Raw genomic sequence first — 18799 nt, forward strand, 5'->3', positions numbered from 1 at the left:
GCTCGGCCTCTGCTGCGGCCAAACCATCTTCCCGGCCTGCCCGGAACGCAGCCTCCCTTCGGCGTTGACTAGATCCGGTCATTGTTCGGTTCCTCGCAAGTGATCCGCCGTGATGCCCGCACGCTGGCGGATTGCATCGGCCAAAAGCTGGTTCACATCAGGCTCAAGCTTGAAAAATGAGAGTTGGCCTCGGCAGGGTATGAGTGGCAGGGGGAATGCGTCGCGAAGGACGAAGCCGAATTTGCCAAAGAACCATCGGCTGTCCATTTCACGAACGCAGTCGACAATTCGAGCCATTCCCACGACGCCGCCACGTGGCATTGCCATCTGGTCGTCATCGTCCTTGTCGATTTCAGATTTCGAGACGCCGGCATGAACGATGAACCAGCCGCGCCCTTTCGTTGGCCAATCCCGGTTTTCAACGTCTTTGCCGTCATGAAAGATGTGATGCGGATACGGCTGCTTGATGCTCAAAGCCTTGACCTGCCCCGCGGCAACTCGATCCGCGAGAGCGACGAAGTCTATACGGCTGTCTGCTGACGCTTGCTGGTTCATGACTAAACCCTCATCGGCATGAGGAGCCGGGTCATTTCTGGATCCTGATCAGCAAGGGCAATCGGGCCGCCATCGCCATTCAGCTGCATGGCAACGGAGCCTTGGCAGCGCTTGACCATGTCGGCCATGTATCGGCTGTTGACGCCGATCGGCTGGAGGTCTTCCGGCCAATCGCACGAGGTGGACACCTTCGCCGTGCCAAGCTCCTCGTTCTTCACCTCGACATGAAGCTTGCCCGAAACGCCGTGCAGCCGAATGGCAGAACCGCGCCAGCCGCCGATAGCGGTAGCTTGCCGGATCGCCGGAAGCATCTCGTCGGTCCGGATCTCAAGACGGTGGGCAAACTCTTTCGGTATCACCCGCTCGATATCAGGAAACGTGCCGTCAATGAGCTTGCTCCGAAGAACCAGACCGGGGCCTTTGAATTCGAGGACGGTATCGATGATCTTGTTGCCGTTGCTGACGGAGAAAATCTCGACGTCTGCATTGGCAAGGAACTGCGAGATCACGCCCACGGTCTTGCGCGGGATGATGTAGTTAAAGGCGGTTTCGTCTTCGTTCGCTGCGTACCTGCAGAGCGCCAGGCGGTGGCCGTCCGTCGCGGCCATCCGTCTGCCGTTGGGTGTGGACGCCCAGTTGACGCCGTTCAGGTAGTAGCGCGTCTCCTCCGTGCAGATGCAGCCGGACACCTTTTTCAGCGCAAGCGCGAAATGACCGTTGGTGAAGCGCTCGACCATGCCAGCCTTTTCGCCTGCGATGGTTGGGTAGTCCTCAGGCGCATGCGCCTCGACTGTGTAGGATGCGACACCAACACGGATTTCGGCGCTATGCCGGACCGACGTCGCGCCTGTCTTCTCGTTCTTCGTCTCGACCTGAGCGGGCTCAATATGAACCCACCCGGTTCCTGCGGCAGATGCCACGGCTGCGAGGAAACGTGCAGGGACGCACAGCGACCATGTGCCCGCGCCCTCGATCTCGTCAACGTGGATTGTTGCGTGCAAGTCGAGGTCGGTTGCCTCGACCGACAATCCCTTTTTTCCGTAGTTGAGGCGGATATCATTCAATATCGGGATGGTGTTCCGCACCTCGATAATCGAGTTCGCCAGCTTGAGCGCCGAAGCCAGTTCCTTGGCTTCAACGGAGACGTATTTTGATGCCGTCGTTTGGCTGATCATTCCCGTAGCCTTTCGTTTTGGACGTTAGGGGGCAAGCGCAGACGGCGCGCGGCTCTGCCGAACGCTGACTGTCGCAACTTCAATTTCAGGGATTGCATTGTGCTCGACACCATCGAGCGTGCGGCCGGATTTGCGTTTGCCGACGCGGACAGCGCCGCAACCGTCCGGCCATTCGCGCTCGTCAAACCAGTGTGTGTCTGCCTTCGCGAGCGCAGGCACTTTCACGCCCGGTTCGTCTGGCTTGAACACGGCCACGTCTCCGAGATCTTCAAAGAAGCCAGTTGCCCATTCGCCGTTCTGCTTATGGTGGAAATGCTTTTCGGCGGCTGCTGCGGCATCGCGGATCATGCGAAACCATTCCGGATGCGTGGGTCGTGCCTTGTGCGCGCCCTGGTCAGTCTCGCCGCCGGTAATCAGCCAGTCCGGCAATGTGGTGCCGTCGAACCTGATTGCGCCGAGCAGCGGTTCGTAGCTGCCGAATGAGAAGATCGCGCCAGTTGCTTCCTTCGCGCGCTGCAGCTTCAGCCAGTCGCGACTCCATTCGATCTGATTACAGAACGTGCCGCCGATTGCGATGTTGCGCGGCAGGGTCTTTCCGCTCGTCATCTTCTCGATGTTGCCGATGCGCTTCGTCAGCAAAAGCCAGATGAGAAAAGGCGTGTCGTCAATCAGCTGGAAAAAGCGCTCGCGCCATTCCGCCGGCACGGCATTATCAAACGGATCGCAGAGAGACGGGAACACGAAAGGCGGACGGGCAGCGTTCGCTTTGGCTGCCTTGCGGTTCCACGCGAGCGGCTTTTTCCAGTAGTCCTCGGACATCAGGCTGCGGGTGCCTTCACCGGATCCCGGTGCGCCCCACTCGGCGCGATGCATGCGGGTGTCCATCAGCTGCGCCGCGTAGCAGCCGTCGCAGGCGGGGCTGATCCGGGCGCAACCGGTCCAAGGCGACCAGGTGTAGTCCGTCCACGATATTGCCGTCGTGTCAGCCATGGGGATTCTCCAGCGCGGCGGCGTAGATCGCAGGGCAGGGCAGGGTGATGCTGCTGCTGAAACGGCGCACAACGACGGTGTCAAATCTGAACCGCGCCTCGCGCCAGGTCTTGCCGTAAAGCGGAGCGACGACGCCCAACTCTCGCAGCCGCGTGGTGACGCGCTTGATGCTGGCGCCGTAATGGTCGGCGATCTGGGTGCGGCCCATGCCCATCTGCGCGCAGCGAATGAGCATAACGGCAGATGGAAGCTTTGCGGCGCCAAGCTTGTTGTTCTGGCGCATGTCAGAGCACTCCGGCCAGCATGCCCATCACCATTGTGACGGCAAAGGTGAGGCCGACAAACGTCTGAAGGATGCGCGCTTCGTGCACGAGGGCGGATTTAGTCATGGTTTAGGCTCCCGTTGACCTGAAGCCATTGACGAATGGCGCGCGAAAGATCGCGGTCGCGGTTGCTGGCTCCGGAAAGATTGAGAAGGGGAACGGCGGCGCGCAGGACTGATTCCAGCGTGTCGCCCATCATCGTCGCGTCGTGTTCCGGCAGTGTCCTGCCGTTGGTCATGACCTTGAAGGCGTGGGCAATGTCGGACTGCGCGCCGATCAGATGCGAGTTTGCGTCAGCGAGCTGGCGCTCGACGAACACGTCGCTTTCCGTTTTGCGCGGACCGCCGGCGGAAAAGACGAGACGCACGGGCGGCTTGCGAACGGGCAGGGTGAAGATCTCGGCGCTCATTGCCAGATCCCTTCCTGCTCGCGCAGATCAATCTGCGGCGCGCGAAACGCGTTCAGGGTGATGACGATTACGTCGATCTTGAAAAGCTCGACCATGTCGTCGCGCATCGCGTCCGCCGCTTCTTCCATACGGATTCGGAAAAGGACGAGGCGGATCATATGCGCGCGTCCTGCTGGAGCTTACGTTCCACCTCGACGACGCGGGCACCACAGATCGATACGGCCATGAACAGCGCCAGAAAGGCGACAGCTGTCATGCTGACGACGATCATGCGGCAATATGGGAGTGGCTCGACCTTGTGAAAGGTGCCGAGGTTCTTGCAGGCCAAGGGGTAAGCGGGGGATATCTGGGTCATCTTTGCCTCCATCCGTTCTGGAAACCGCCTCCTCAGAGGCGAAAACCAAAGCGGATCGTCAGGCTGGCAATGGCGTCATCCGTCGTCCGATACGCAGATCCTTACGAGCGTGGAGAAGAGTGAGATAGGAAAGGCGCAGCGCGTCGTTCGCAGCCATTCGACCGGCGACGTAACCCTTGCGGATCTCCGAAGCTGCCTTCAGCCGACCGAAGGCGGAAATGATGTGAGCGGCGCCAGCTCTCCAGCCGTCATCAATGTACGATTGCCTGAATGCGGGTCCGCAAGTTGCCTTTCGGCGCTGCGCTGGTGAGGGTTTTGCCATATCTGTCTCCATCCATTCGGGAAACCGCCTCCGTAGAGGCGGAAACCGGAACGGATGCGTCAGGCGGCTTCCATGAGCGCTTCGTCGTTCGCCTTCATGCGCGCCTGTTCGTGCAGGCGGTCGATATCGGCGTTCGGGAAATAGAGGTTCAGCTGCTCACGAGTGCAGCCCTCGCCAAACCTGCGCATTGCGGCGGCCATGGCTTCGATCTTCTCATTGTCGTTCATCGCACTGACGTTCATGTCGGTCTCCATCCGTTGAAGGGGGCGACCGGACGGCATCGAGGCGGGGATAAGGGTGCCGTCCGGTCTTTTCCAAGCCATGTGGTTTGCTCGGATGGGCGGATGTTAAGCACGGCTTTAAAGCAAATGCAAGCGATACTTTAAAATGCCATTGCGCCAAAAATGATTCGACAAGCGAATTAAAAGAATCAAATATAAGAACGTAAGAAGAACAAACAGGAGAAAGCAGGGATGAGCAGGGTGGTTGAGCCGACGCTGATGCAGGTGGTTTCGCTGTCGATTGAATGCGCCGATTGCGGCCGTATGCGTTGGCGGAAGCCGGAGGAGCTGTATCGCTTTCGCGGCATCGATGCATCGACGCCCCTCTCCAGAATCGGAGAGAGGTTGTCTTGCTCAAGTTGTGTGGATGCTGGGGCTCAGGGCAAAAACATCGTGGTGCAGGCCGCGTTCTCTTTTGATCTAGATCGTGAGCGTGCTGCTGCCTGGAGGCTCAGAAGCCAAGAAGTTCGCGTAGCGGGATGATGCGCCACATGTTTTTGATCGCGTAACGATCAAATTCAAGGTCTTTCGGGGGATTGTATTGCTCACAGGTAATGATGCTTTTGGTCCGGCTTTTCAGCTTTTTAACGTAAGCTTTTCCGGCAGGCTCGCCATCAGTTGGGAATAATTCAATCACTACATGGTCGCCGGGCACGGCGTCTCTCCCGCCGCAATAGATGAGTTCGCCGGGATCATACCTGGGCACCATGCTGTCGCTAAGTATGTGCAGAGCAAAAACTTTTCTCAAGTTCGCGATACCAGGCGGGCGCCGGACGTAACCTGATACCTCGCCATTGAGCGTGAAGTCGCCATCGTCACCGCCGACGGCGACGCCAAGGACCTCAACATCCATCGGTCCTTGAGGCGCCGGACCGGCGTCGCTGATAATTTCAGCATCTCCCAGATCATCTACGCTGTCGAGGTAGCGTAGTTCTCCCTTCGACAGCGCAAGCGGATCTATTTTCAGGTAGGCAGCGATCGCCTGTAGGTTCTCCATCGAGAGTACGTTTGCGCCTCGCTCCCAGTTGCCAACTGCGCCAGTTGAAACTTTCGCAGCGGCGGCGAGTTGGCGCATGACGAGGCCCCTCTGCTTACGTGCAGTCTGAATGGCTCGGCCAATTTTTTTGGGAAGTGCTTCTTGTTCCATGCTTGGGATGAAAGGCAAACTTTCATCTCGCGTCCATTTAAGTATCGCTTGCATAGAATTTAAAGCTGTGCTTTTAATCTCGCCCATGGAACAGAACCCCAACTCACTCGGATTGGAAGCTGTCAAGCAGCACGCTGGTGGCGCCAGTGCTGTGTCCCGGATTGTAGGCGTAACACCTCAGGCCGTGGCGCAGTGGAAAGCGATTCCTGCTGAATATGTTCTCCGGCTTGAGAAGGCGTTCGGGGTTTCGAGACATGTTCAAAGGCCTGACGTGTTCGGGCCTCCTGATGTGGAGGCCGCAGAATGATGGCGCTCCAGTTTTTCCGCAGCGTAGGGAAGCGGTCATCCCGCGTGGTTCATACCCACGATGTCGCAGGTTCAAATCCTGCCGCTGCAACCAATCCCGCCGTTCAACGGCCAGGCGACGAGCGGGAAACCGGACGGAAGAGGCTTTGCACGCCTGCGGACCCTTCCGTCCGGAACGTCTTTCGTGTTGCGCAGGGGTTTGTCCTCTCCCTTTTGCGCACCCGCCGTGACGCCTCTCCTCCCGGCTCCGGCGGCTTTTTTCTTTCGTTGTCGTCATCGTTTTATCTCCTGTTCGCGCCGCCGCTGATGTGGCGGGGCTGTGGTTGATCTGATGGACAACGAATAGGCCGCGCCCGCGCGGGCTTCACCGAATCCTTTTCCGATTTTCTTTCCTTGACGCGTTTTCAGGGGTGTTTTCGTGCGCACAATTTCCGAAGAAGAAATCCGCAGCCTGAAGGGTGCAACAGAGGCCAGCTACAAGCTCGGCGGTGGCGTGACTGATTTCCCGCTGCTGACACGCGTCAACGTCTCGACGCTTTCCAAGTATGCCAGCTTCAACGAGGAAAACGGCGAAGCCCTGATCCCGATCGATGTTGCCGTCGAGGCCGACCGCCGCGCGAAAAGCCCCGTCATCGTCGGCGCCATGGCGCGCAAACTCGGTTTCAAACTTGTCGTTGATGACGAGCGCCAGCCCGAAGCGCGGCCAATTGATGAGTCCGACATGATGGACCTGATGTCGGAGTTCGCCGATGTGATCAAGGTTGTCCAGGAAGCCAAACAGACCGGAACGCTTGGCACTGCCGCCGTCACGAAGCGCATCACAAAGGAAGTGCACGAGCTGATCCGTGAACTGAAAGATCTGATGGTCAACGCGCCGCAGAGGCCGGACCGATGACGCTCTGCATGGCCGAAACCAGCCGCTCCAAACTCGTCAGAGAGGCCCGCACCGCGCGGGTTCTCGACCTTTGGCATGTTGGAAAATCCACCCATGAAATCGCTGCGGAGCTTGGCCTCGACGAGATCGAGGTTTGCCGCATTGTCGAGGAGGCAGGACATTGAAAACCAGTGAAAGCGCACTGAACCTCACGCCGATTTCCGACGCTGCAAGGGCGCAGCTTCGCGAGGTCCGTGCGGCGGGCGGCAATCTGATTATACCGGCATCGTTCAAGGCGCGCAGCCTTGCGCTGGAATTGAAGAAGGCCGGTTACGTCCAGATCGGCGCGAGCGGATACGACCTTCGGCTGACCGGCATGGGGCAGGCGTATCTCGACCGCTTGATGAGGGCGCACTGATGGCGGATGAGTTTGATCCCTACGCAATCCACGGGCGCACATCAGAGGAGCCGAAGCGCGCAGGCGATCGTCCGGGCGACAAGCTTGAAAGCGAGCCGGTCGCGGCGTCGCATCTGCGATCGTTCATCGAGCGCATGGAGCGCCTGGCTGAAGAAAAAGAAGTCATTACGGATGACGAAAAGGCGGTGATGGCCGAAGCGAAAGCCATGGGTTTCGACAACAAGGCGATCCGCACCATCCTCCGCATTCGCAAGAAGGATCCGCAAAAGCTTGCCGAGGAGCTTTCGATTCTGGACGTCTATCTCGTGGCCCTCGGCATGGATGAGGGGCTGCGATGACGATTCAAGGAGAAAGAAAGCAGGCGATTCTTACGGAGGCGTGCAGCAGCGGCAAGTTTGATGTTGCCAGCGAAGCCGAACGAAAATCCGCAACAATCCTGCATATGGCGGGATACTTGGCGCGAGATCCAAAGGTGTCCGGGCGCTTCTATCCGACAACTGCCGCATATGATGAGGCGGGCGTGGCGCTAAAGGCGACTGCCGGAATAGAGCGTAAGATCTCGTCCATCATCGTGGGAAAGCGCCTGCGCACGCTCGACGAAGACAAAGTTGCGGCGCTGATGGCGTCGATACCGGAGCATGGTCTGCGCAATCCGGTTTCCGTCTATGGGCTGGAATCTGACGAAACCGTCGAGCTATCCGCCGGCGAACACCGGCTTGAGGCCATGCGTCGCCTAGGCAAAGAGACAGTGCCTTGCGTTCACTATCAGGGTGACGCTCTTGACCGCGAGCTTTGGGAAATCGACGAAAATCTGATCCGCAGCGACCTGACGCCAGCCGATCGAGCGCTGTTCGTGTTTCGGCGCAAGGAAATCTATCTGCTGAAGCATCCAGAGACGGCAAACGGTGGTGACCGTCGATCAGATCGCCAAGTTGGCGAACTGAAATCCAGTGAAGCAAAGCGTTTCACAGTGGCGACGGCGGAGGCGACCGGCCAATCGGAGCGGTCAATCCAGCGCGACGCGGAGCGCGGCGAGAAGGTATGCGAGCGCGCGTTGCGTATGCTGTCCGGCACACCGCTGAATACCGGCGCGACTTTGGACCGCTTGAAGCGGCTTTCCCCGGAGGAACAAATCGTCTGGATCGACGGGGCGCTGCGTGAGCGTCGGCGGGTGCAGGATGAAGCAAAGCAGATCCGCACGGAAACGATGAAGATCAATCGGACTGTGCGCAACGAGCTGGTTAGCGCCATTGCATCCAAGGGGCGCGTTTCGGCGGGTGAGTTGCCGCGCGCTGCTTTCCCTGTCGGGTACGCCGATGCGCCATGGCAACAGGAGGCGTGGTCCGACGAAACCGGGCAAGACAAGGGGCTAATGTATCCCTCGATGCCACTGGAAGAAATTATGGCTTTGTGCGCCGGGGATAAATCTCCATTCACGCCTGATGCTGTTCTTTTCTTCTGGGTCCCAATGAACCGGCTCGACGACGGGATTGCCGTAATGCGGGCATGGGGCTTTGAGTTCGTTTCCGCTATCGTCTGGGACAAGATCGATATCGGCATGGGCCGGTGGGTCCGCGATCGTGCCGAACTGCTACTGATTGGCAAGCGCGGCAAGATCTCGCTTGCGCCGGAAATGGGTACGCAACCTCCCAGCCTCTACGCCGAGAAGAAAACGCAGCACAGTCGCAAGCCGGTCTGGTTTGCGGAACAGATTGATCGTCTCTACCCATCATTGCCCAAACTCGAAATGTTCCAGCGCCGTGAAAGCCTCGCGAACGGCGACGTGCGCTTGAATGGAACGTGGGAGTTTTGGGGAAATCAGGCAGGCGCACCGGAAGGCGGTGACGATCTATGAACTCACTTACCCGAACTTTGCCCGATAGCCTTAGTTACGAGTTCCGTAAAATTCGGCGGTTCCACGTTGTCGCCGTGCCCAGGAGCGGGCCTAAACAAAGCATTCAGCACCAGTGCTCGATCTTCTTTTACTGCACCTTCCTTCTCAATCAGATGGAAGAAGGTATCGAGCATTGTGAGCCGCAATCGTGCGTCATCCAGCAGCATCAGAGAGCGCGAATTAAACCTGACGACCAGGCGGATCGCCCAGATGTAAAGGAAGATTGGCACGGTCACGATCACGAGCCTTCCGATTGCAGCAATTGTAACTTGAGCGTCGCTGGGCGTTGGAAGCGGATGCCCACTCGCATCAAGCGCTGGCAAGGAAGAGGCCGCGACGATCTGCGCGAGGTAGTGGAGAACCTGAGGGGTCATGCAAATCGCCAACACGATTGGAGCAGCGATCATAAGGAAAATAGCGACCGACGATGCAATCAGCGCGAAACGGCTTTGTTTTTCGCGTTCTCCCCAGAGCTTTCGCGCCGCCTCCGTACCAAATCTCGCTACTTGCGCGTCAAGGTCAGCCCGCAACTGCCGTATGTTTGCATCGATCTCTTGGCTGCGATCTTCGAGTTCCGTAGCCTTTTGCTCGAAAATGTGGCCGGCTGCTGTAAGTTCCACTTGCGCCTTTGCTGTGGCCTCAGACGCTTGAGCATGCAGGAGCTGTTGGTCGTCAAACAGTTTCCGGTGCTCCAACACTATATCCGCCAACTCCCGCGCGCGCTTAACTGCGTCGCTTTCAAAAATCTCGAGTTTTGGCTGAATTATGGAGTGTATGGATTCCGGGCCAGCGCTCATCGTCTCCCAGCTTATCAGGCTGATGACCTCATCAAACACCCTCATATTCACGGAAACAGAGAAATCGCTGAATATATGGCGATATCCGGCAAGTATAGGGGAGACATAGCTGTTGAACTGATATTGCTCCATAGACGAAAGCTTGTCCAATTCCTCTGTAGCCAGGGCTCTTCCGTAGAAGTGTTTATTTATCCGCTGCGGATTTCGCTGCGAATCGATGGCCCTCTCCGCCGCGGATCGGAGTTCTTGAATGAAAAGGGTGTTCTCGGAAAACATTTCGTTTGCTATATCGATCAGCCGCTGGTGCGACGCGATGCACTCGTCAATAACTTCCTTAGTTTCTCCTTTGCTAAATTTAAAAAGCTTACTGATAAACAAGTACTGGCTGTAGTTCATAGGTCACCGCTAGCTTTTAAATTCGCCTCCCGGCAGGCGATTGTTGTAGAGAAGCTACTTACGCAACCCTGCGCTGAGCTTGCGTCTGCGACGGCGATAGTGAGCTCCCTTTCTCATCCTGTGGAGCGGTTTGGGAAGGCGAGGACCGAGCAGAAGCGAATTGTACGGCTGCTTACTTCCCCGGTTCGAGGTGGCCTCGGCTATCTCGAAATAGAACTGATGGGCCCGGGGCTCGGACGGCGAAAAATCAATGCGCATCGAAGTGGGCGCGGCTCGTGGGCGTATGGAACGCAGCGCGCTGGGGCTTCCGGCTGCGCACTATCACAGGGAAGGGGCAGATGAACGAGCCAAGACTATCAATCATTCCCGGCTGGATCATCGCAGATCCGCGCCTGAAGGGGAAAGACCTCCAAGTGCTGTGCATGCTCGGTCGCAACGCCAATACGCGTCACGGATGGTGCAGGCGAAGCCAGGTGAAGCTTGCGCAGGCGCTCAACTGCTCTCGCTCAACAGTACAATCGGCAATCACGCGGCTGGTGGAAATCGGCGCGGTCGAACGGCGTGAAGTCGTCAGCCCGAATGGACGCGACAGTGCCCATTGGTATCGCGTGATCTACGATTCTGCCGTCGCAAGCTCTGCGTTTGACGCATGGGATGAGGAAGATGAAAAGGAATTTGATCCTACTTCCGGGTTCGCAAACGAGGCACCCCCTGCCGGTATATCGGCACCCCCTGCCTGCCCAGAGTCGGCACCCCCTGCCTGTTCTGGACCGGCACCTATTAACGCCTCTCCTTTAACGCCTCCTGTTGAACGAAAAGAGAGAGAGACGCCTGCCGGCGCGGTTGGAAGGATTGAGGAAGAAAATCCGAAAGCCGTGGAGGCTGCGTTCAAACGGTTCTTTATCGGCTGGAAAACAGCGATCAGCGACAGCGAGCCGGAAGCTCGACGGGAATGGGCCGCGCTTTTGCCTGATGAGCGCGCCTTGGCGCTGGAGCATTCCGAGGCGTACCAGGCTGCCGCGCTCTCGATTGGTCGCAAGCATCTTTGCTCGGCAGCGAGATACCTGAAGGAACAGCGCTGGACGAAGCTTTCGCAGCCGAAGCCGATATCTCCGCAGGCAGAAAGCTCGGAAACCTTCACCGTGTTCTCGCGAGCTGGTCGCGCCATGCTGATGTCCAAGCTGCTACAGCCTGTTCGGGCATTGTCGCTCACTCCGTTGGAGCAGCATATCGTCGATGCGAACCCTGAAAAGCACGACCTGATTTGGCGTGACAAGAAGGAAAAGCAGGGTTGGCCAGAGGCTGTGCAGCTCATCGAGCGTCGGCGCTTCACTGTCGTGAACCGGATCGTAGAGATCAGCAAGGATTTCGAGAAGGTAGCAGTTGGCGGCGAGGTATGGGATGCGTGGAAGCGCGCCTATGCGGAGCGTTGCTGGCCATGGCCGGTTGCTCCTGAGGTGTTGGAATTTTCCCAGTTCCCACCGTTGCCTGCTGATGTCACCGACCTCGACGAGGCCGTGTTCGTCGCAATCGAAAACTTCAAAGACAGACTGAACGAGGGACGGAACGATGATGCAGCATAGGTTCAAAGACATTTGCGGTTACGTCTCCCCGAAGGGTTTTGCGAAGCTTGATCGCATCGCCCAGGAGGCGGCGAGGGTCGCCGAGGAGCGGTTCTCGGCGTCGAAAGAGAGGGCGCATGGTGTCTCTGATTCGGCTTGGGTGATAGCGCGCGTCGAGTACGGACGCGAAAAGGCTGTTGAAAACGCCATGATTGAAGTCGGTATCGAGGCGTGCGTCATCATGCGATTGGGGCCTGAAAGGAAGCGCCATGGAAGGCGACTGCCAGCGTCCAGACTGCCAGTCTTCAACGGAATTGTGTTCGTCTATTGCCTTCCAGACAACCACGCCCTGCGTGGCATTCTGTCATTCGACGGCGTCAAGAACATCGTAATGAGTGATGAGAAAGCGGTTAAGATCAGCGTCGAAACCATCAATCAGTTCAAGGAATTGGCCGAAGACGGAGCATATGATTACGTGCGCCGCTCGGATGCGATCAGGAAGGGCGACAAGGTCAGGATCACCAGCGGTCCATTCATTGGGTTCGAGGTGGCGGTTGAGGCTTTTGGCGAGGATGGATACGGCGACGCAGTCGTGACCATCGTCATCTTTGGAAAGCCGACCGTGTTCAACATGCCGCTTGCAATGCTTGAGAAAGTGTGAGTACAAATCTGCCCACGGTCGATGCGGTTCTTAGTGGCGATTACGTTTCACGCCCGCACCCAGTCCTGACAGTCTCCCCAGTGAGACATCGATTCAGGGTCAGTGCTACAGCTATGCGACGACGAACCACAAGGCGGCCAGACGGTCGCCTTTTTGCATTGTAGGTATGGCCAGACTTACGACACTCAAGCCGACGCTCGGCACGTTGCCTCCTCGGCTGGGTCCCGCACCTGGTGATGAGCAGGATCGCAACAAGCATCGGCAGACGGCAGAGCCTTGGCGCAAGTGGTATCAGTTGGTGCGATGGAAGCGGCTGCGTATCCAGACATTCACCCGAGATCATTTCACCTGCCAGATGGCTGGCTGCGGCAAGATCGAAGGCAACACATCGAAACTCATCTGCGACCATGTAACGCCTCACAAGGGTGACGAAGATTTGTTCTTCGATGCGCAGAACCTTCAGACGCTGTGCAAGCCATGCCATGACACATTGAAGCAACGTGAGGAGCGGTCGCAACGCCGCTTCTAGGATTACCAGCCCGCCTCGCTCTGGGCAGATGCCTGTGAATGACCGATGGTTTGAACCTAACAGTCAACGGTCGCCATCGCCATGGCAGGATTGAGCAGCCCTTGGGCAAGGCACACTTAGGCCTGCTGACCGCTTGCGTTGGGTGGCAGGGACACGCCGGAAGCGCGGGAAGCGCGGTCAACCTTGCGAGAGCGACTAGGGACACGGGATCAACGTGGGCGGAGGAAGCAAGCGGCACCTTCAGTTCGATAGGGGGGGCGGTCGAAAGTCTGGAAGGTCGCCTCCCTCCGCACCCGCGCCCCACTCATTCGGAGATTTTTTTCTCGTGGATCAAGAAATTGACCTCTTCGGCAACCCGATTGTTGACACCCGAAAAGGGGCCGGTCGACCACCGCACGAAGTGACCACAAAAAATCGCAATAGAGTCAAGATGTTGGTTGCTCTCGGTTGGGCAAATCCTCGGATTGCTAATGCTCTTGCGATCTCTTTGCCGACTTTGCGGAAGAATTATTTTCAGGAGCTTAAGGCTCGTGACGCCGCTCGTGATCAACTTGATGCCCGTCGCTTTGAGCTGGCTTGGGAGCTTGCGGAAGGCGGCAACGTCGGAGCGTTCAAAGAGTTTGGCCGCCTCTTGGAGCGAAACGACCGTATGGAGGTTGAGCGGGAGCTCGGTTCTACTCCGAAGAAAGACGAAAAGCAGCCGTCATCTGAGCGGCTCGGTAAAAAACAGCTCGACGAAATACGTGCGCGGGATGCTGACGCGGACTTGATGGCGGAGCTGGAGCAGGAAGCTTCACAGAATGCTCGACATTGAGGAAGATTTACCAAGATTTGCCTGCCCCGATTGGTGGGAGAGGTTGCTTGCTGGACAAACGCCAATGGCAGATGTCCCGTACGACAAAATCAAGGCCGGGAAGGCAATCGCTTTCTTCAATCGTCTGAAGCTCCCAGACGTGCCCGGCAACCCACCGTTATCCGAAGCTTGTGGCGAATGGTTTAGGGACATGCTGGCCGTTTTTCTGGCTAGCGAGGATCCGGAGACGCTGCTCCCTACCGTGTGGGAGTTGCTCTGCATGGTGCCAAAGAAAAACTCGAAGACCACATATGTTGCTGGTCTGGCGCTGACAGCACTTTATATTATTGAGGCTCCAAACCGGCAGATGCTGTTAGTAGGCCCGAGCCAGAATATCTCGGAACGCTGTTTCGACCAGGCGCAAGGGATGATCCGCCTTGATCCGAAGCTTCAGGAGATATTCAAAGTTCAAGATCACACAAAGACGATAACTCGTTACAAGACGGGTACGTCTCTGGATGTGAAGACATTCGACACATCGATCGTAACGGGCGAAATCCCGATTATGACCATCATCGACGAGGTGCACGAACTCGGGAAGAAAGCAAAAGCTGCAGCTGTCATGCAGCAGATCAGGGGAGGCGGAATTACCAAGCAACGTGGCAGACTGCTGATGATTACCACGCAGTCTGATGAGCCGCCAGCTGGGATCTGGCGCACCGAGCTGGATAAGGCCCGCAAGATCCGAGATGGAAAAGGTGGTCGTTCTCCGATCATGCTACCGGTGCTCTATGAGTATCCGGTCGAAAAACAACTTGACCAAGAGTATTGGAAAAACCCAAAAAACTGGGGTTTGATCCTTCCGAACATGGGGCGCTCGATTGATCCGCAGGCCCTTGTCGAAGACTACGAGAATAACGGCAAGGTCACCAAAGAAGCAGAGCAAATCTGGGCGTAGTCAGCACCTCAATATTGAGATCGGTGTCGGCTTAGGCGGCGATGGTTGGTCAGGTGCGCTGCATTGGCAGGGTTGTGTAGATCCGAAACTGACTGGGCTCGACGCGCTTTTGAGGCGTTCAGAGGTTTGCACCATCGGAATTGACTGGGGCGGCGCAGACGACTTGGCCGGTCTTTATGTGATCGGTAGGGAAAAGCATACCAAACGTTGGCTGGGTTGGGGAAAAGCCTGGGCGCGAAAGACGGTTTTTGAGCAGCGTAAGAGTATAGCACCACGCCTTCGGCAATTCGAAGAAGTGGGGGATCTCGAAATCGCCGAATCCGGCGAACAGCAAGCCGAGGCCGCTGCGGAAGTTTGCCTTCGTGTATTTAAAAGCGGACTTCTGCCAGAGCAGGGGGGGATTGGACTCGATGCGGCAGGTGTGGCGCTGCTTCTAGACGCACTTGAGGCTGTCGATCTGAAGCAACCGCTGGTTCAGGCTGTCGCGCAAGGCTGGAAGCTTCAGACCGCAGTGTCATCGGTACCTCTCAAGCTTGAGGATGGTCGTTTTGTCCATGGTGATCAGCCTATGATGGCTTGGTCTGTTGGGAATGCTAAGCAGACACTGCGCGGCAGCAATTATGTTGTCACAAAGGAAGTTTCAGGTGCCGCGAAAATCGACCTTCTCATGGCTCTTTTCAATGCAGCAATGCTGATGTTCCAAAATCCTGAGGCTGCAGCGGCTTTCGATGCCGAGGCGTGGATAGCGAGCTACACATGAATTGGTTTACCCGCATCTTGGGCCGCGATGGTGTGAAAGATATCGAGCCGTGGCGCAGCGGTGCTGCCTCGACGGAAAACGGCGATAACTTCACCACAAATCAGGTTACGCTCGCTGACTGGCGGGATGGCCGGTACGGTCAAGGCAATGCCGTTGTTGGGTTGTCTGCCACATGGGCGTGCGTTCAGTTAATCGCGGGCACGATCGCTTCTTTGCCCTTAATGATCTATCGGACGGAAAACGGGATTCGCAGGGTGGCGAAAGACCATCCTTTGTATTTCGTCCTGCATGATAGTCCCAACTTCGACCAGACCGCAGTTGATTTCTGGGAAGTAATTGCGGCCAGCATAGAGCTTCACGGCAATGCCTACGCATCTATAGAGCGCCGGCAGGGTGGTATCATTACCGCGTTGTACCCCATTCCACCGGAGCGTATGACTGTTCGGAGAAGATCGAGCGGCGACCTTGAGTATGCATGGACGGAAAATGGTCGCCGTTACATCAAAAGGAGCGCGGATGTTCTCCATATTCGCGGGCCGCTTGGTGACGGAGTTTCAGGATCCTCCACGCTGTCCGTCTGTCGCTCCGTCTTTTCGGATGCAATGTCGGCAGAAGAGGCGGCAGGCGCGATTTTTCAGAACGGCGTCAATCCGAGTGGGGTTCTGTCGACCAAGCCTGAAACGCAGTTGTCGCGAGAGCAGCGCGTTGAGCTGGAGAGGCACCTGCAGGAGAAGTACATGGGGTCGATCCGGCAGGGTCGCCCTATGCTTCTCGATAACGGCCTTAGTTGGGAGCAGATATCTATCGATCCGCAAGACGCGCAGATGCTTGAGAGCCGTAAATTCAGCGGTGAACAGATCTGCCGGATTTTCGGAGTACCTCCGGCCATGGTTGGATATGGCGACAAGGCGTCGAATTGGGGGACCGGCAAGGAGGCTGATGTCCTCGGCTTCCAAAAATTCACGCTGCGAAAGCGATTGAAGCGGATGGAGCAGTCGGTTCTTAAGCAGCTAGTCCCTTTGGCAGAGCGCCGCCAACAAGGCATAACGATCGAATTCAATTTCGAAGGATTGCTGCGCGGCGATACCGCCAGCCGATACGAAGCTTACGAAAAAGCGATCAGAATGGGCCTCGCGACAAGGAACGAGTGCCGTGCGCTGGAAAATCTACCGCCTGTCGAAGGTGGCGACGTCATAACCGTGCAGATGCAGGATATTCCCCTTGTTAACGCCATCAACGGAGATCGAAATGGACAAGAAAACGGCTCCGATACTTGAGATCAAGTCGCTTAAGGATAGCGGCGAATTCGAGGGCTATGGTTCCACTTTCGGTGGCGAACCTGATGTTTATGGTGATGTGATCGCCGTAGGAGCCTATTCCGAAAGCCTGGCGCTGCATAAGGCGAAAGGCACGATGCCAAAGCTGTTCTGGCAGCACAACCGGGACGAACCGATTGGCAAGTGGCTGAAGGCGGAGGAAGACGATCACGGTCTCCTCATGCACGGAAGGCTCAATATGGATGTGCAGCGGGGGCGAGAAGCTTACGCGCTGCTGAAAGCGGGTGACATTGACGGATTGTCGATCGGATATCGCATCAAAAAGCACAGTGTTGATCATGAAACCGGTGTGTGGACGTTGGAAAGCCTAGATCTAATCGAGGTCAGCGTCGTTTCGGTCGGCGCTAACGAGAATGCTGTCGTTCAGAGTGTGAAAGCTGCAAAGGCAGTCCACGAACTGACAGAAAAGCTGAAGGCCGGGGACCGGCTGACGGAAAGAGAGTTCGAAACGTGGCTCAAGGGTCTTGATGCCGGTTTTTCCAACTCGCAGGCGGAGCGCGCCGCGCGCATTCACCTGAAAGGCCAGGGGGAACCTGGTGACGCGGCTGATGACGGCGTCGCGTTTCTGCGCGCCTTGATGGGCTAACCATCCTTTTCAACCCAAAATCAGGAGATTCCCATGTCGGGAAACAAGTTGGCCGTCGTGACTGGCGGATCGATCGCATACGCTATTGCCTGCATGTCGGCACTACCCTTTGGCCCCCGCATCGTTTTCGATGCCCCCGATCGGTCTGGCGGTGGCGGAAAAACCGCAGCGGAGCTCGCCGCTGAATTCAAGCGTGACTTTGAAAGTAAGCACGACAAGGTCAAGGAAATCGCGGAAAAAGCCTTGGCCGAGGCTGAAAAGGGCACTCCTCTCGCCACCACTGCCAAGGAATTGGCAGATGAGGCCATCAAAGGCATGAATGATGCCAAGGCGCGCCTTGATGAAATCGACCAGAAGATGGCTCATCGTGGTGGCGGTGAGGACGGCGATTTCCGCACAGCAGGCGAGCGCTTTGTGGAAAATGAGGACTTCAAAGCTTTCGCCGGGCAGAACCGCCCACGCGGACGTGTACTCGTTGAGGTCAAAGATATTACCTCGTTGACGACAGACGCACCTGGTTCGGCGGGTGCGCTTGTGCCGTCCGACAGACGCGGCATGCAGGTCGAAATACCCCAGCGTCGCATGACGGTTCGTGCATTGTTGATGCCGGGGCAGACTTCCAGCAATTCCATAGAGTACGAGCAGGAGAAGCTCTTCACAAACAACGCGGCGCCTGTTGCGGAAGGTGCCGCAAAGCCGCAATCCGAACTTCAATTTGAAGACAAGGTCGCGAATGTGCGCACTATCGCTCACTGGATGAGGACATCGGTCCAGATCCTGGCCGATGCTCCCGGCCTTCGTTCGATCATCGACCAGCGACTTCGTTACGGGCTGTCCTACGTCGAGGAAAACCAGCTCCTCAATGGTTCCGGGACCGGGCAGAACTTGCTGGGCCTCGTAACCGCAGCAACGGCCTACGCGGCGCCTGGTGGACTCATCGCGGCTACTCAGCTCGACACGGTACGCCTAATGATCCTGCAGGCGGCGCTTGCAGAGTATCCGCCGAACGGGATCGTTATGAACCCGATCGACATGGCCGCGATCGAGATGGCCAAGGATGATAACGGTAACTACATCATCGGCAATCCGCAGGGGACCATTCAGAAAACCCTCTGGGGCCTCCCCGTTGTTGAAACGCAGGCCATGGGTGTCGACAAGGCGCTTGTCGGTGCCTTCAATCTTGCTGCCCAGATTTTTGACCGGCAGGACGCCACTGTCGACGTGTCGACTGAAGATCAGGACAACTTCATCAAGAACAAGGTCACGATCCGTGCCGAAGAGCGGCTTGCCATGGCAATCTATCGTCCTCAGGCAATCGTCTATGGTGATCTTGGGCGTGTCGCCTGACGATTTCGGCTCATATCGACCGGT

General features: G+C 57.2%; 27 protein-coding genes and 1 tRNA gene. 17 read left to right on the forward strand and 11 right to left on the reverse strand.

The window, feature by feature from the left end; translation table 11 throughout:
- Positions 1-78 precede the first annotated feature (78 nt).
- The 9 genes from QE432_RS05345 to QE432_RS05385 form a co-directional block, all read right to left on the reverse strand.
- A complete protein-coding gene (locus QE432_RS05345; protein ID WP_306623527.1) occupies positions 79-555 on the reverse strand; it encodes a hypothetical protein in 477 nt (158 codons plus the stop codon).
- A 2-nt stretch (positions 556-557) separates the two neighbouring features.
- Complete coding sequence (dnaN, locus tag QE432_RS05350) at positions 558-1730, reverse strand: DNA polymerase III subunit beta (protein ID WP_306623529.1); 1173 nt, start codon at positions 1728-1730, stop codon at positions 558-560.
- Positions 1731-1754: 24 nt separating this feature from the next.
- On the reverse strand, positions 1755-2720 hold the full coding sequence (locus QE432_RS05355) for a DUF5131 family protein (RefSeq protein WP_306623531.1): 966 nt from the start codon (positions 2718-2720) through the stop codon (positions 1755-1757).
- A complete protein-coding gene (locus tag QE432_RS05360) occupies positions 2713-3003 on the reverse strand; it encodes a hypothetical protein (RefSeq protein WP_306623533.1) in 291 nt (96 codons plus the stop codon). Before QE432_RS05360 ends, QE432_RS05355 begins: the two co-directional genes overlap by 8 nt.
- A 98-nt stretch (positions 3004-3101) precedes the next feature.
- Positions 3102-3452 (reverse strand): hypothetical protein, encoded by a 351-nt coding sequence (locus QE432_RS05365; protein WP_306623535.1) that lies wholly within the window; start codon positions 3450-3452, stop codon positions 3102-3104.
- Entirely contained in the window at positions 3449-3610 is a 162-nt protein-coding gene (locus QE432_RS05370; RefSeq protein WP_306623538.1) for a hypothetical protein, read from the reverse strand. The genes QE432_RS05365 and QE432_RS05370 overlap by 4 nt, the downstream gene beginning before the upstream one ends.
- The gene (locus QE432_RS05375; RefSeq protein ID WP_162692406.1) at positions 3607-3807 is read right to left on the reverse strand and encodes a hypothetical protein; all 201 of its coding nucleotides are present in this window, start codon (positions 3805-3807) and stop codon (positions 3607-3609) included. Before QE432_RS05375 ends, QE432_RS05370 begins: the two co-directional genes overlap by 4 nt.
- Before the next feature lie 58 nt (positions 3808-3865).
- Entirely contained in the window at positions 3866-4129 is a 264-nt protein-coding gene (locus QE432_RS05380; RefSeq protein ID WP_112494384.1) for a hypothetical protein, read from the reverse strand.
- A gap of 59 nt (positions 4130-4188) precedes the next feature.
- Complete coding sequence (locus tag QE432_RS05385; RefSeq protein ID WP_045019072.1) at positions 4189-4371, reverse strand: hypothetical protein; 183 nt, start codon at positions 4369-4371, stop codon at positions 4189-4191.
- Positions 4372-4602: 231 nt separating this feature from the next.
- On the opposite strand from QE432_RS05385, the gene QE432_RS05390 reads away from it, so the two are divergent.
- Positions 4603-4893 carry a hypothetical protein gene (locus QE432_RS05390; RefSeq protein WP_306623540.1) on the forward strand — a complete coding sequence of 97 codons (291 nt, stop codon included), beginning with the start codon at positions 4603-4605 and terminating at the stop codon, positions 4891-4893.
- On the opposite strand, the gene QE432_RS05395 is transcribed toward QE432_RS05390, so the two are convergent.
- Positions 4862-5557, reverse strand: a complete 696-nt coding sequence (locus QE432_RS05395) for an XRE family transcriptional regulator (protein WP_306623942.1) — start codon at positions 5555-5557, stop codon at positions 4862-4864. The two genes, QE432_RS05390 and QE432_RS05395, sit on opposite strands and share 32 nt — an antisense overlap.
- A gap of 85 nt (positions 5558-5642) precedes the next feature.
- Between QE432_RS05395 and QE432_RS05400 the strand changes: the two genes are divergently transcribed.
- The 7 genes from QE432_RS05400 (at position 5643) to QE432_RS05430 (ending at position 9010) form a co-directional block, all read left to right on the forward strand.
- Complete coding sequence (locus tag QE432_RS05400) at positions 5643-5864, forward strand: transcriptional regulator (protein WP_112494382.1); 222 nt, start codon at positions 5643-5645, stop codon at positions 5862-5864.
- A 17-nt stretch (positions 5865-5881) separates the two neighbouring features.
- Positions 5882-5957, forward strand: a tRNA-Met gene (locus QE432_RS05405).
- 324 nt (positions 5958-6281) lie between these two features.
- On the forward strand, positions 6282-6758 hold the full coding sequence (locus QE432_RS05410) for a phage regulatory CII family protein (RefSeq protein ID WP_306623542.1): 477 nt from the start codon (positions 6282-6284) through the stop codon (positions 6756-6758).
- An 8-nt stretch (positions 6759-6766) separates the two neighbouring features.
- Complete coding sequence (locus QE432_RS05415) at positions 6767-6922, forward strand: hypothetical protein (RefSeq protein WP_306623544.1); 156 nt, start codon at positions 6767-6769, stop codon at positions 6920-6922.
- Positions 6919-7155 carry a hypothetical protein gene (locus QE432_RS05420; RefSeq protein WP_306623546.1) on the forward strand — a complete coding sequence of 79 codons (237 nt, stop codon included), beginning with the start codon at positions 6919-6921 and terminating at the stop codon, positions 7153-7155. The genes QE432_RS05415 and QE432_RS05420 overlap by 4 nt, the downstream gene beginning before the upstream one ends.
- Positions 7155-7493, forward strand: a complete 339-nt coding sequence (locus QE432_RS05425) for a DUF2312 domain-containing protein (protein WP_373465097.1) — start codon at positions 7155-7157, stop codon at positions 7491-7493. The genes QE432_RS05420 and QE432_RS05425 overlap by 1 nt, the downstream gene beginning before the upstream one ends.
- Positions 7490-9010 (forward strand): MT-A70 family methyltransferase, encoded by a 1521-nt coding sequence (locus QE432_RS05430; RefSeq protein ID WP_306623548.1) that lies wholly within the window; start codon positions 7490-7492, stop codon positions 9008-9010. The genes QE432_RS05425 and QE432_RS05430 overlap by 4 nt, the downstream gene beginning before the upstream one ends.
- 2 nt (positions 9011-9012) lie before the next feature.
- Here QE432_RS05430 and QE432_RS05435 read toward each other — a convergent pair whose 3' ends face one another.
- Complete coding sequence (locus QE432_RS05435; RefSeq protein ID WP_306623550.1) at positions 9013-10242, reverse strand: hypothetical protein; 1230 nt, start codon at positions 10240-10242, stop codon at positions 9013-9015.
- A 338-nt stretch (positions 10243-10580) separates the two neighbouring features.
- Here QE432_RS05435 and QE432_RS05440 point away from each other — a divergent pair, with 338 nt between their 5' ends.
- The 9 genes from QE432_RS05440 to QE432_RS05480 all read left to right on the forward strand — a co-directional run bounded on the left by QE432_RS05440 (position 10581) and on the right by QE432_RS05480 (position 18775).
- Positions 10581-11825: a helix-turn-helix domain-containing protein gene (locus tag QE432_RS05440; protein ID WP_306623552.1), complete on the forward strand. Its 1245-nt coding sequence runs from the start codon at positions 10581-10583 to the stop codon at positions 11823-11825.
- Positions 11812-12465: a transcription termination/antitermination protein NusG gene (gene nusG, locus QE432_RS05445; protein ID WP_306623554.1), complete on the forward strand. Its 654-nt coding sequence runs from the start codon at positions 11812-11814 to the stop codon at positions 12463-12465. Before QE432_RS05440 ends, nusG begins: the two co-directional genes overlap by 14 nt.
- 166 nt (positions 12466-12631) lie before the next feature.
- Complete coding sequence (locus tag QE432_RS05450) at positions 12632-12994, forward strand: HNH endonuclease (protein ID WP_306623556.1); 363 nt, start codon at positions 12632-12634, stop codon at positions 12992-12994.
- 325 nt (positions 12995-13319) lie between these two features.
- A complete protein-coding gene (locus QE432_RS05455; protein ID WP_306623558.1) occupies positions 13320-13808 on the forward strand; it encodes a hypothetical protein in 489 nt (162 codons plus the stop codon).
- Positions 13795-14745 carry a terminase large subunit domain-containing protein gene (locus QE432_RS05460; RefSeq protein ID WP_306623560.1) on the forward strand — a complete coding sequence of 317 codons (951 nt, stop codon included), beginning with the start codon at positions 13795-13797 and terminating at the stop codon, positions 14743-14745. The genes QE432_RS05455 and QE432_RS05460 overlap by 14 nt, the downstream gene beginning before the upstream one ends.
- Before the next feature lie 163 nt (positions 14746-14908).
- Positions 14909-15505 carry a terminase TerL endonuclease subunit gene (locus tag QE432_RS05465; RefSeq protein ID WP_306623562.1) on the forward strand — a complete coding sequence of 199 codons (597 nt, stop codon included), beginning with the start codon at positions 14909-14911 and terminating at the stop codon, positions 15503-15505.
- On the forward strand, positions 15502-16782 hold the full coding sequence (locus tag QE432_RS05470; protein WP_306623564.1) for a phage portal protein: 1281 nt from the start codon (positions 15502-15504) through the stop codon (positions 16780-16782). The genes QE432_RS05465 and QE432_RS05470 overlap by 4 nt, the downstream gene beginning before the upstream one ends.
- Positions 16754-17428, forward strand: coding sequence for an HK97 family phage prohead protease (locus QE432_RS05475; protein WP_306623566.1), 675 nt, complete (start codon positions 16754-16756; stop codon positions 17426-17428). The genes QE432_RS05470 and QE432_RS05475 overlap by 29 nt, the downstream gene beginning before the upstream one ends.
- 33 nt (positions 17429-17461) lie before the next feature.
- The gene (locus QE432_RS05480; RefSeq protein ID WP_306623568.1) at positions 17462-18775 is read left to right on the forward strand and encodes a phage major capsid protein; all 1314 of its coding nucleotides are present in this window, start codon (positions 17462-17464) and stop codon (positions 18773-18775) included.
- Positions 18776-18799 lie beyond the last annotated feature (24 nt).

The sequence above is a fragment of the Agrobacterium sp. SORGH_AS_0745 genome, assembly GCF_030818995.1.
In the GTDB taxonomy this organism is placed as follows: domain Bacteria; phylum Pseudomonadota; class Alphaproteobacteria; order Rhizobiales; family Rhizobiaceae; genus Agrobacterium; species Agrobacterium tumefaciens.

Excerpts from the sequence above, each read along its gene's own strand:
- QE432_RS05435 (WP_306623550.1), bottom strand. The coding sequence starts at position 10,242 with ATGAACTACAGCCAGTACTTGTTTATCAGTAAGCTTTTTAAATTTAGC.
- QE432_RS05480 (WP_306623568.1), top strand. The coding sequence starts at position 17,462 with ATGTCGGGAAACAAGTTGGCCGTCGTGACTGGCGGATCGATCGCATAC.
- QE432_RS05440 (WP_306623552.1), top strand. The coding sequence starts at position 10,581 with ATGAACGAGCCAAGACTATCAATCATTCCCGGCTGGATCATCGCAGAT.
- QE432_RS05385 (WP_045019072.1), bottom strand. The coding sequence starts at position 4,371 with ATGAACGTCAGTGCGATGAACGACAATGAGAAGATCGAAGCCATGGCC.
- QE432_RS05355 (WP_306623531.1), bottom strand. The coding sequence starts at position 2,720 with ATGGCTGACACGACGGCAATATCGTGGACGGACTACACCTGGTCGCCT.
- QE432_RS05390 (WP_306623540.1), top strand. The coding sequence starts at position 4,603 with ATGAGCAGGGTGGTTGAGCCGACGCTGATGCAGGTGGTTTCGCTGTCG.
- dnaN (WP_306623529.1), bottom strand. The coding sequence starts at position 1,730 with ATGATCAGCCAAACGACGGCATCAAAATACGTCTCCGTTGAAGCCAAG.
- QE432_RS05345 (WP_306623527.1), bottom strand. The coding sequence starts at position 555 with ATGAACCAGCAAGCGTCAGCAGACAGCCGTATAGACTTCGTCGCTCTC.
- QE432_RS05470 (WP_306623564.1), top strand. The coding sequence starts at position 15,502 with ATGAATTGGTTTACCCGCATCTTGGGCCGCGATGGTGTGAAAGATATC.
- QE432_RS05425 (WP_373465097.1), top strand. The coding sequence starts at position 7,155 with ATGGCGGATGAGTTTGATCCCTACGCAATCCACGGGCGCACATCAGAG.
- QE432_RS05375 (WP_162692406.1), bottom strand. The coding sequence starts at position 3,807 with ATGACCCAGATATCCCCCGCTTACCCCTTGGCCTGCAAGAACCTCGGC.
- QE432_RS05475 (WP_306623566.1), top strand. The coding sequence starts at position 16,754 with ATGGACAAGAAAACGGCTCCGATACTTGAGATCAAGTCGCTTAAGGAT.
- QE432_RS05360 (WP_306623533.1), bottom strand. The coding sequence starts at position 3,003 with ATGCGCCAGAACAACAAGCTTGGCGCCGCAAAGCTTCCATCTGCCGTT.
- QE432_RS05450 (WP_306623556.1), top strand. The coding sequence starts at position 12,632 with ATGGCCAGACTTACGACACTCAAGCCGACGCTCGGCACGTTGCCTCCT.
- QE432_RS05380 (WP_112494384.1), bottom strand. The coding sequence starts at position 4,129 with ATGGCAAAACCCTCACCAGCGCAGCGCCGAAAGGCAACTTGCGGACCC.
- QE432_RS05395 (WP_306623942.1), bottom strand. The coding sequence starts at position 5,557 with ATGGAACAAGAAGCACTTCCCAAAAAAATTGGCCGAGCCATTCAGACT.
- QE432_RS05430 (WP_306623548.1), top strand. The coding sequence starts at position 7,490 with ATGACGATTCAAGGAGAAAGAAAGCAGGCGATTCTTACGGAGGCGTGC.
- nusG (WP_306623554.1), top strand. The coding sequence starts at position 11,812 with ATGATGCAGCATAGGTTCAAAGACATTTGCGGTTACGTCTCCCCGAAG.
- QE432_RS05460 (WP_306623560.1), top strand. The coding sequence starts at position 13,795 with ATGCTCGACATTGAGGAAGATTTACCAAGATTTGCCTGCCCCGATTGG.
- QE432_RS05365 (WP_306623535.1), bottom strand. The coding sequence starts at position 3,452 with ATGAGCGCCGAGATCTTCACCCTGCCCGTTCGCAAGCCGCCCGTGCGT.
- QE432_RS05415 (WP_306623544.1), top strand. The coding sequence starts at position 6,767 with ATGGCCGAAACCAGCCGCTCCAAACTCGTCAGAGAGGCCCGCACCGCG.
- QE432_RS05400 (WP_112494382.1), top strand. The coding sequence starts at position 5,643 with ATGGAACAGAACCCCAACTCACTCGGATTGGAAGCTGTCAAGCAGCAC.
- QE432_RS05370 (WP_306623538.1), bottom strand. The coding sequence starts at position 3,610 with ATGATCCGCCTCGTCCTTTTCCGAATCCGTATGGAAGAAGCGGCGGAC.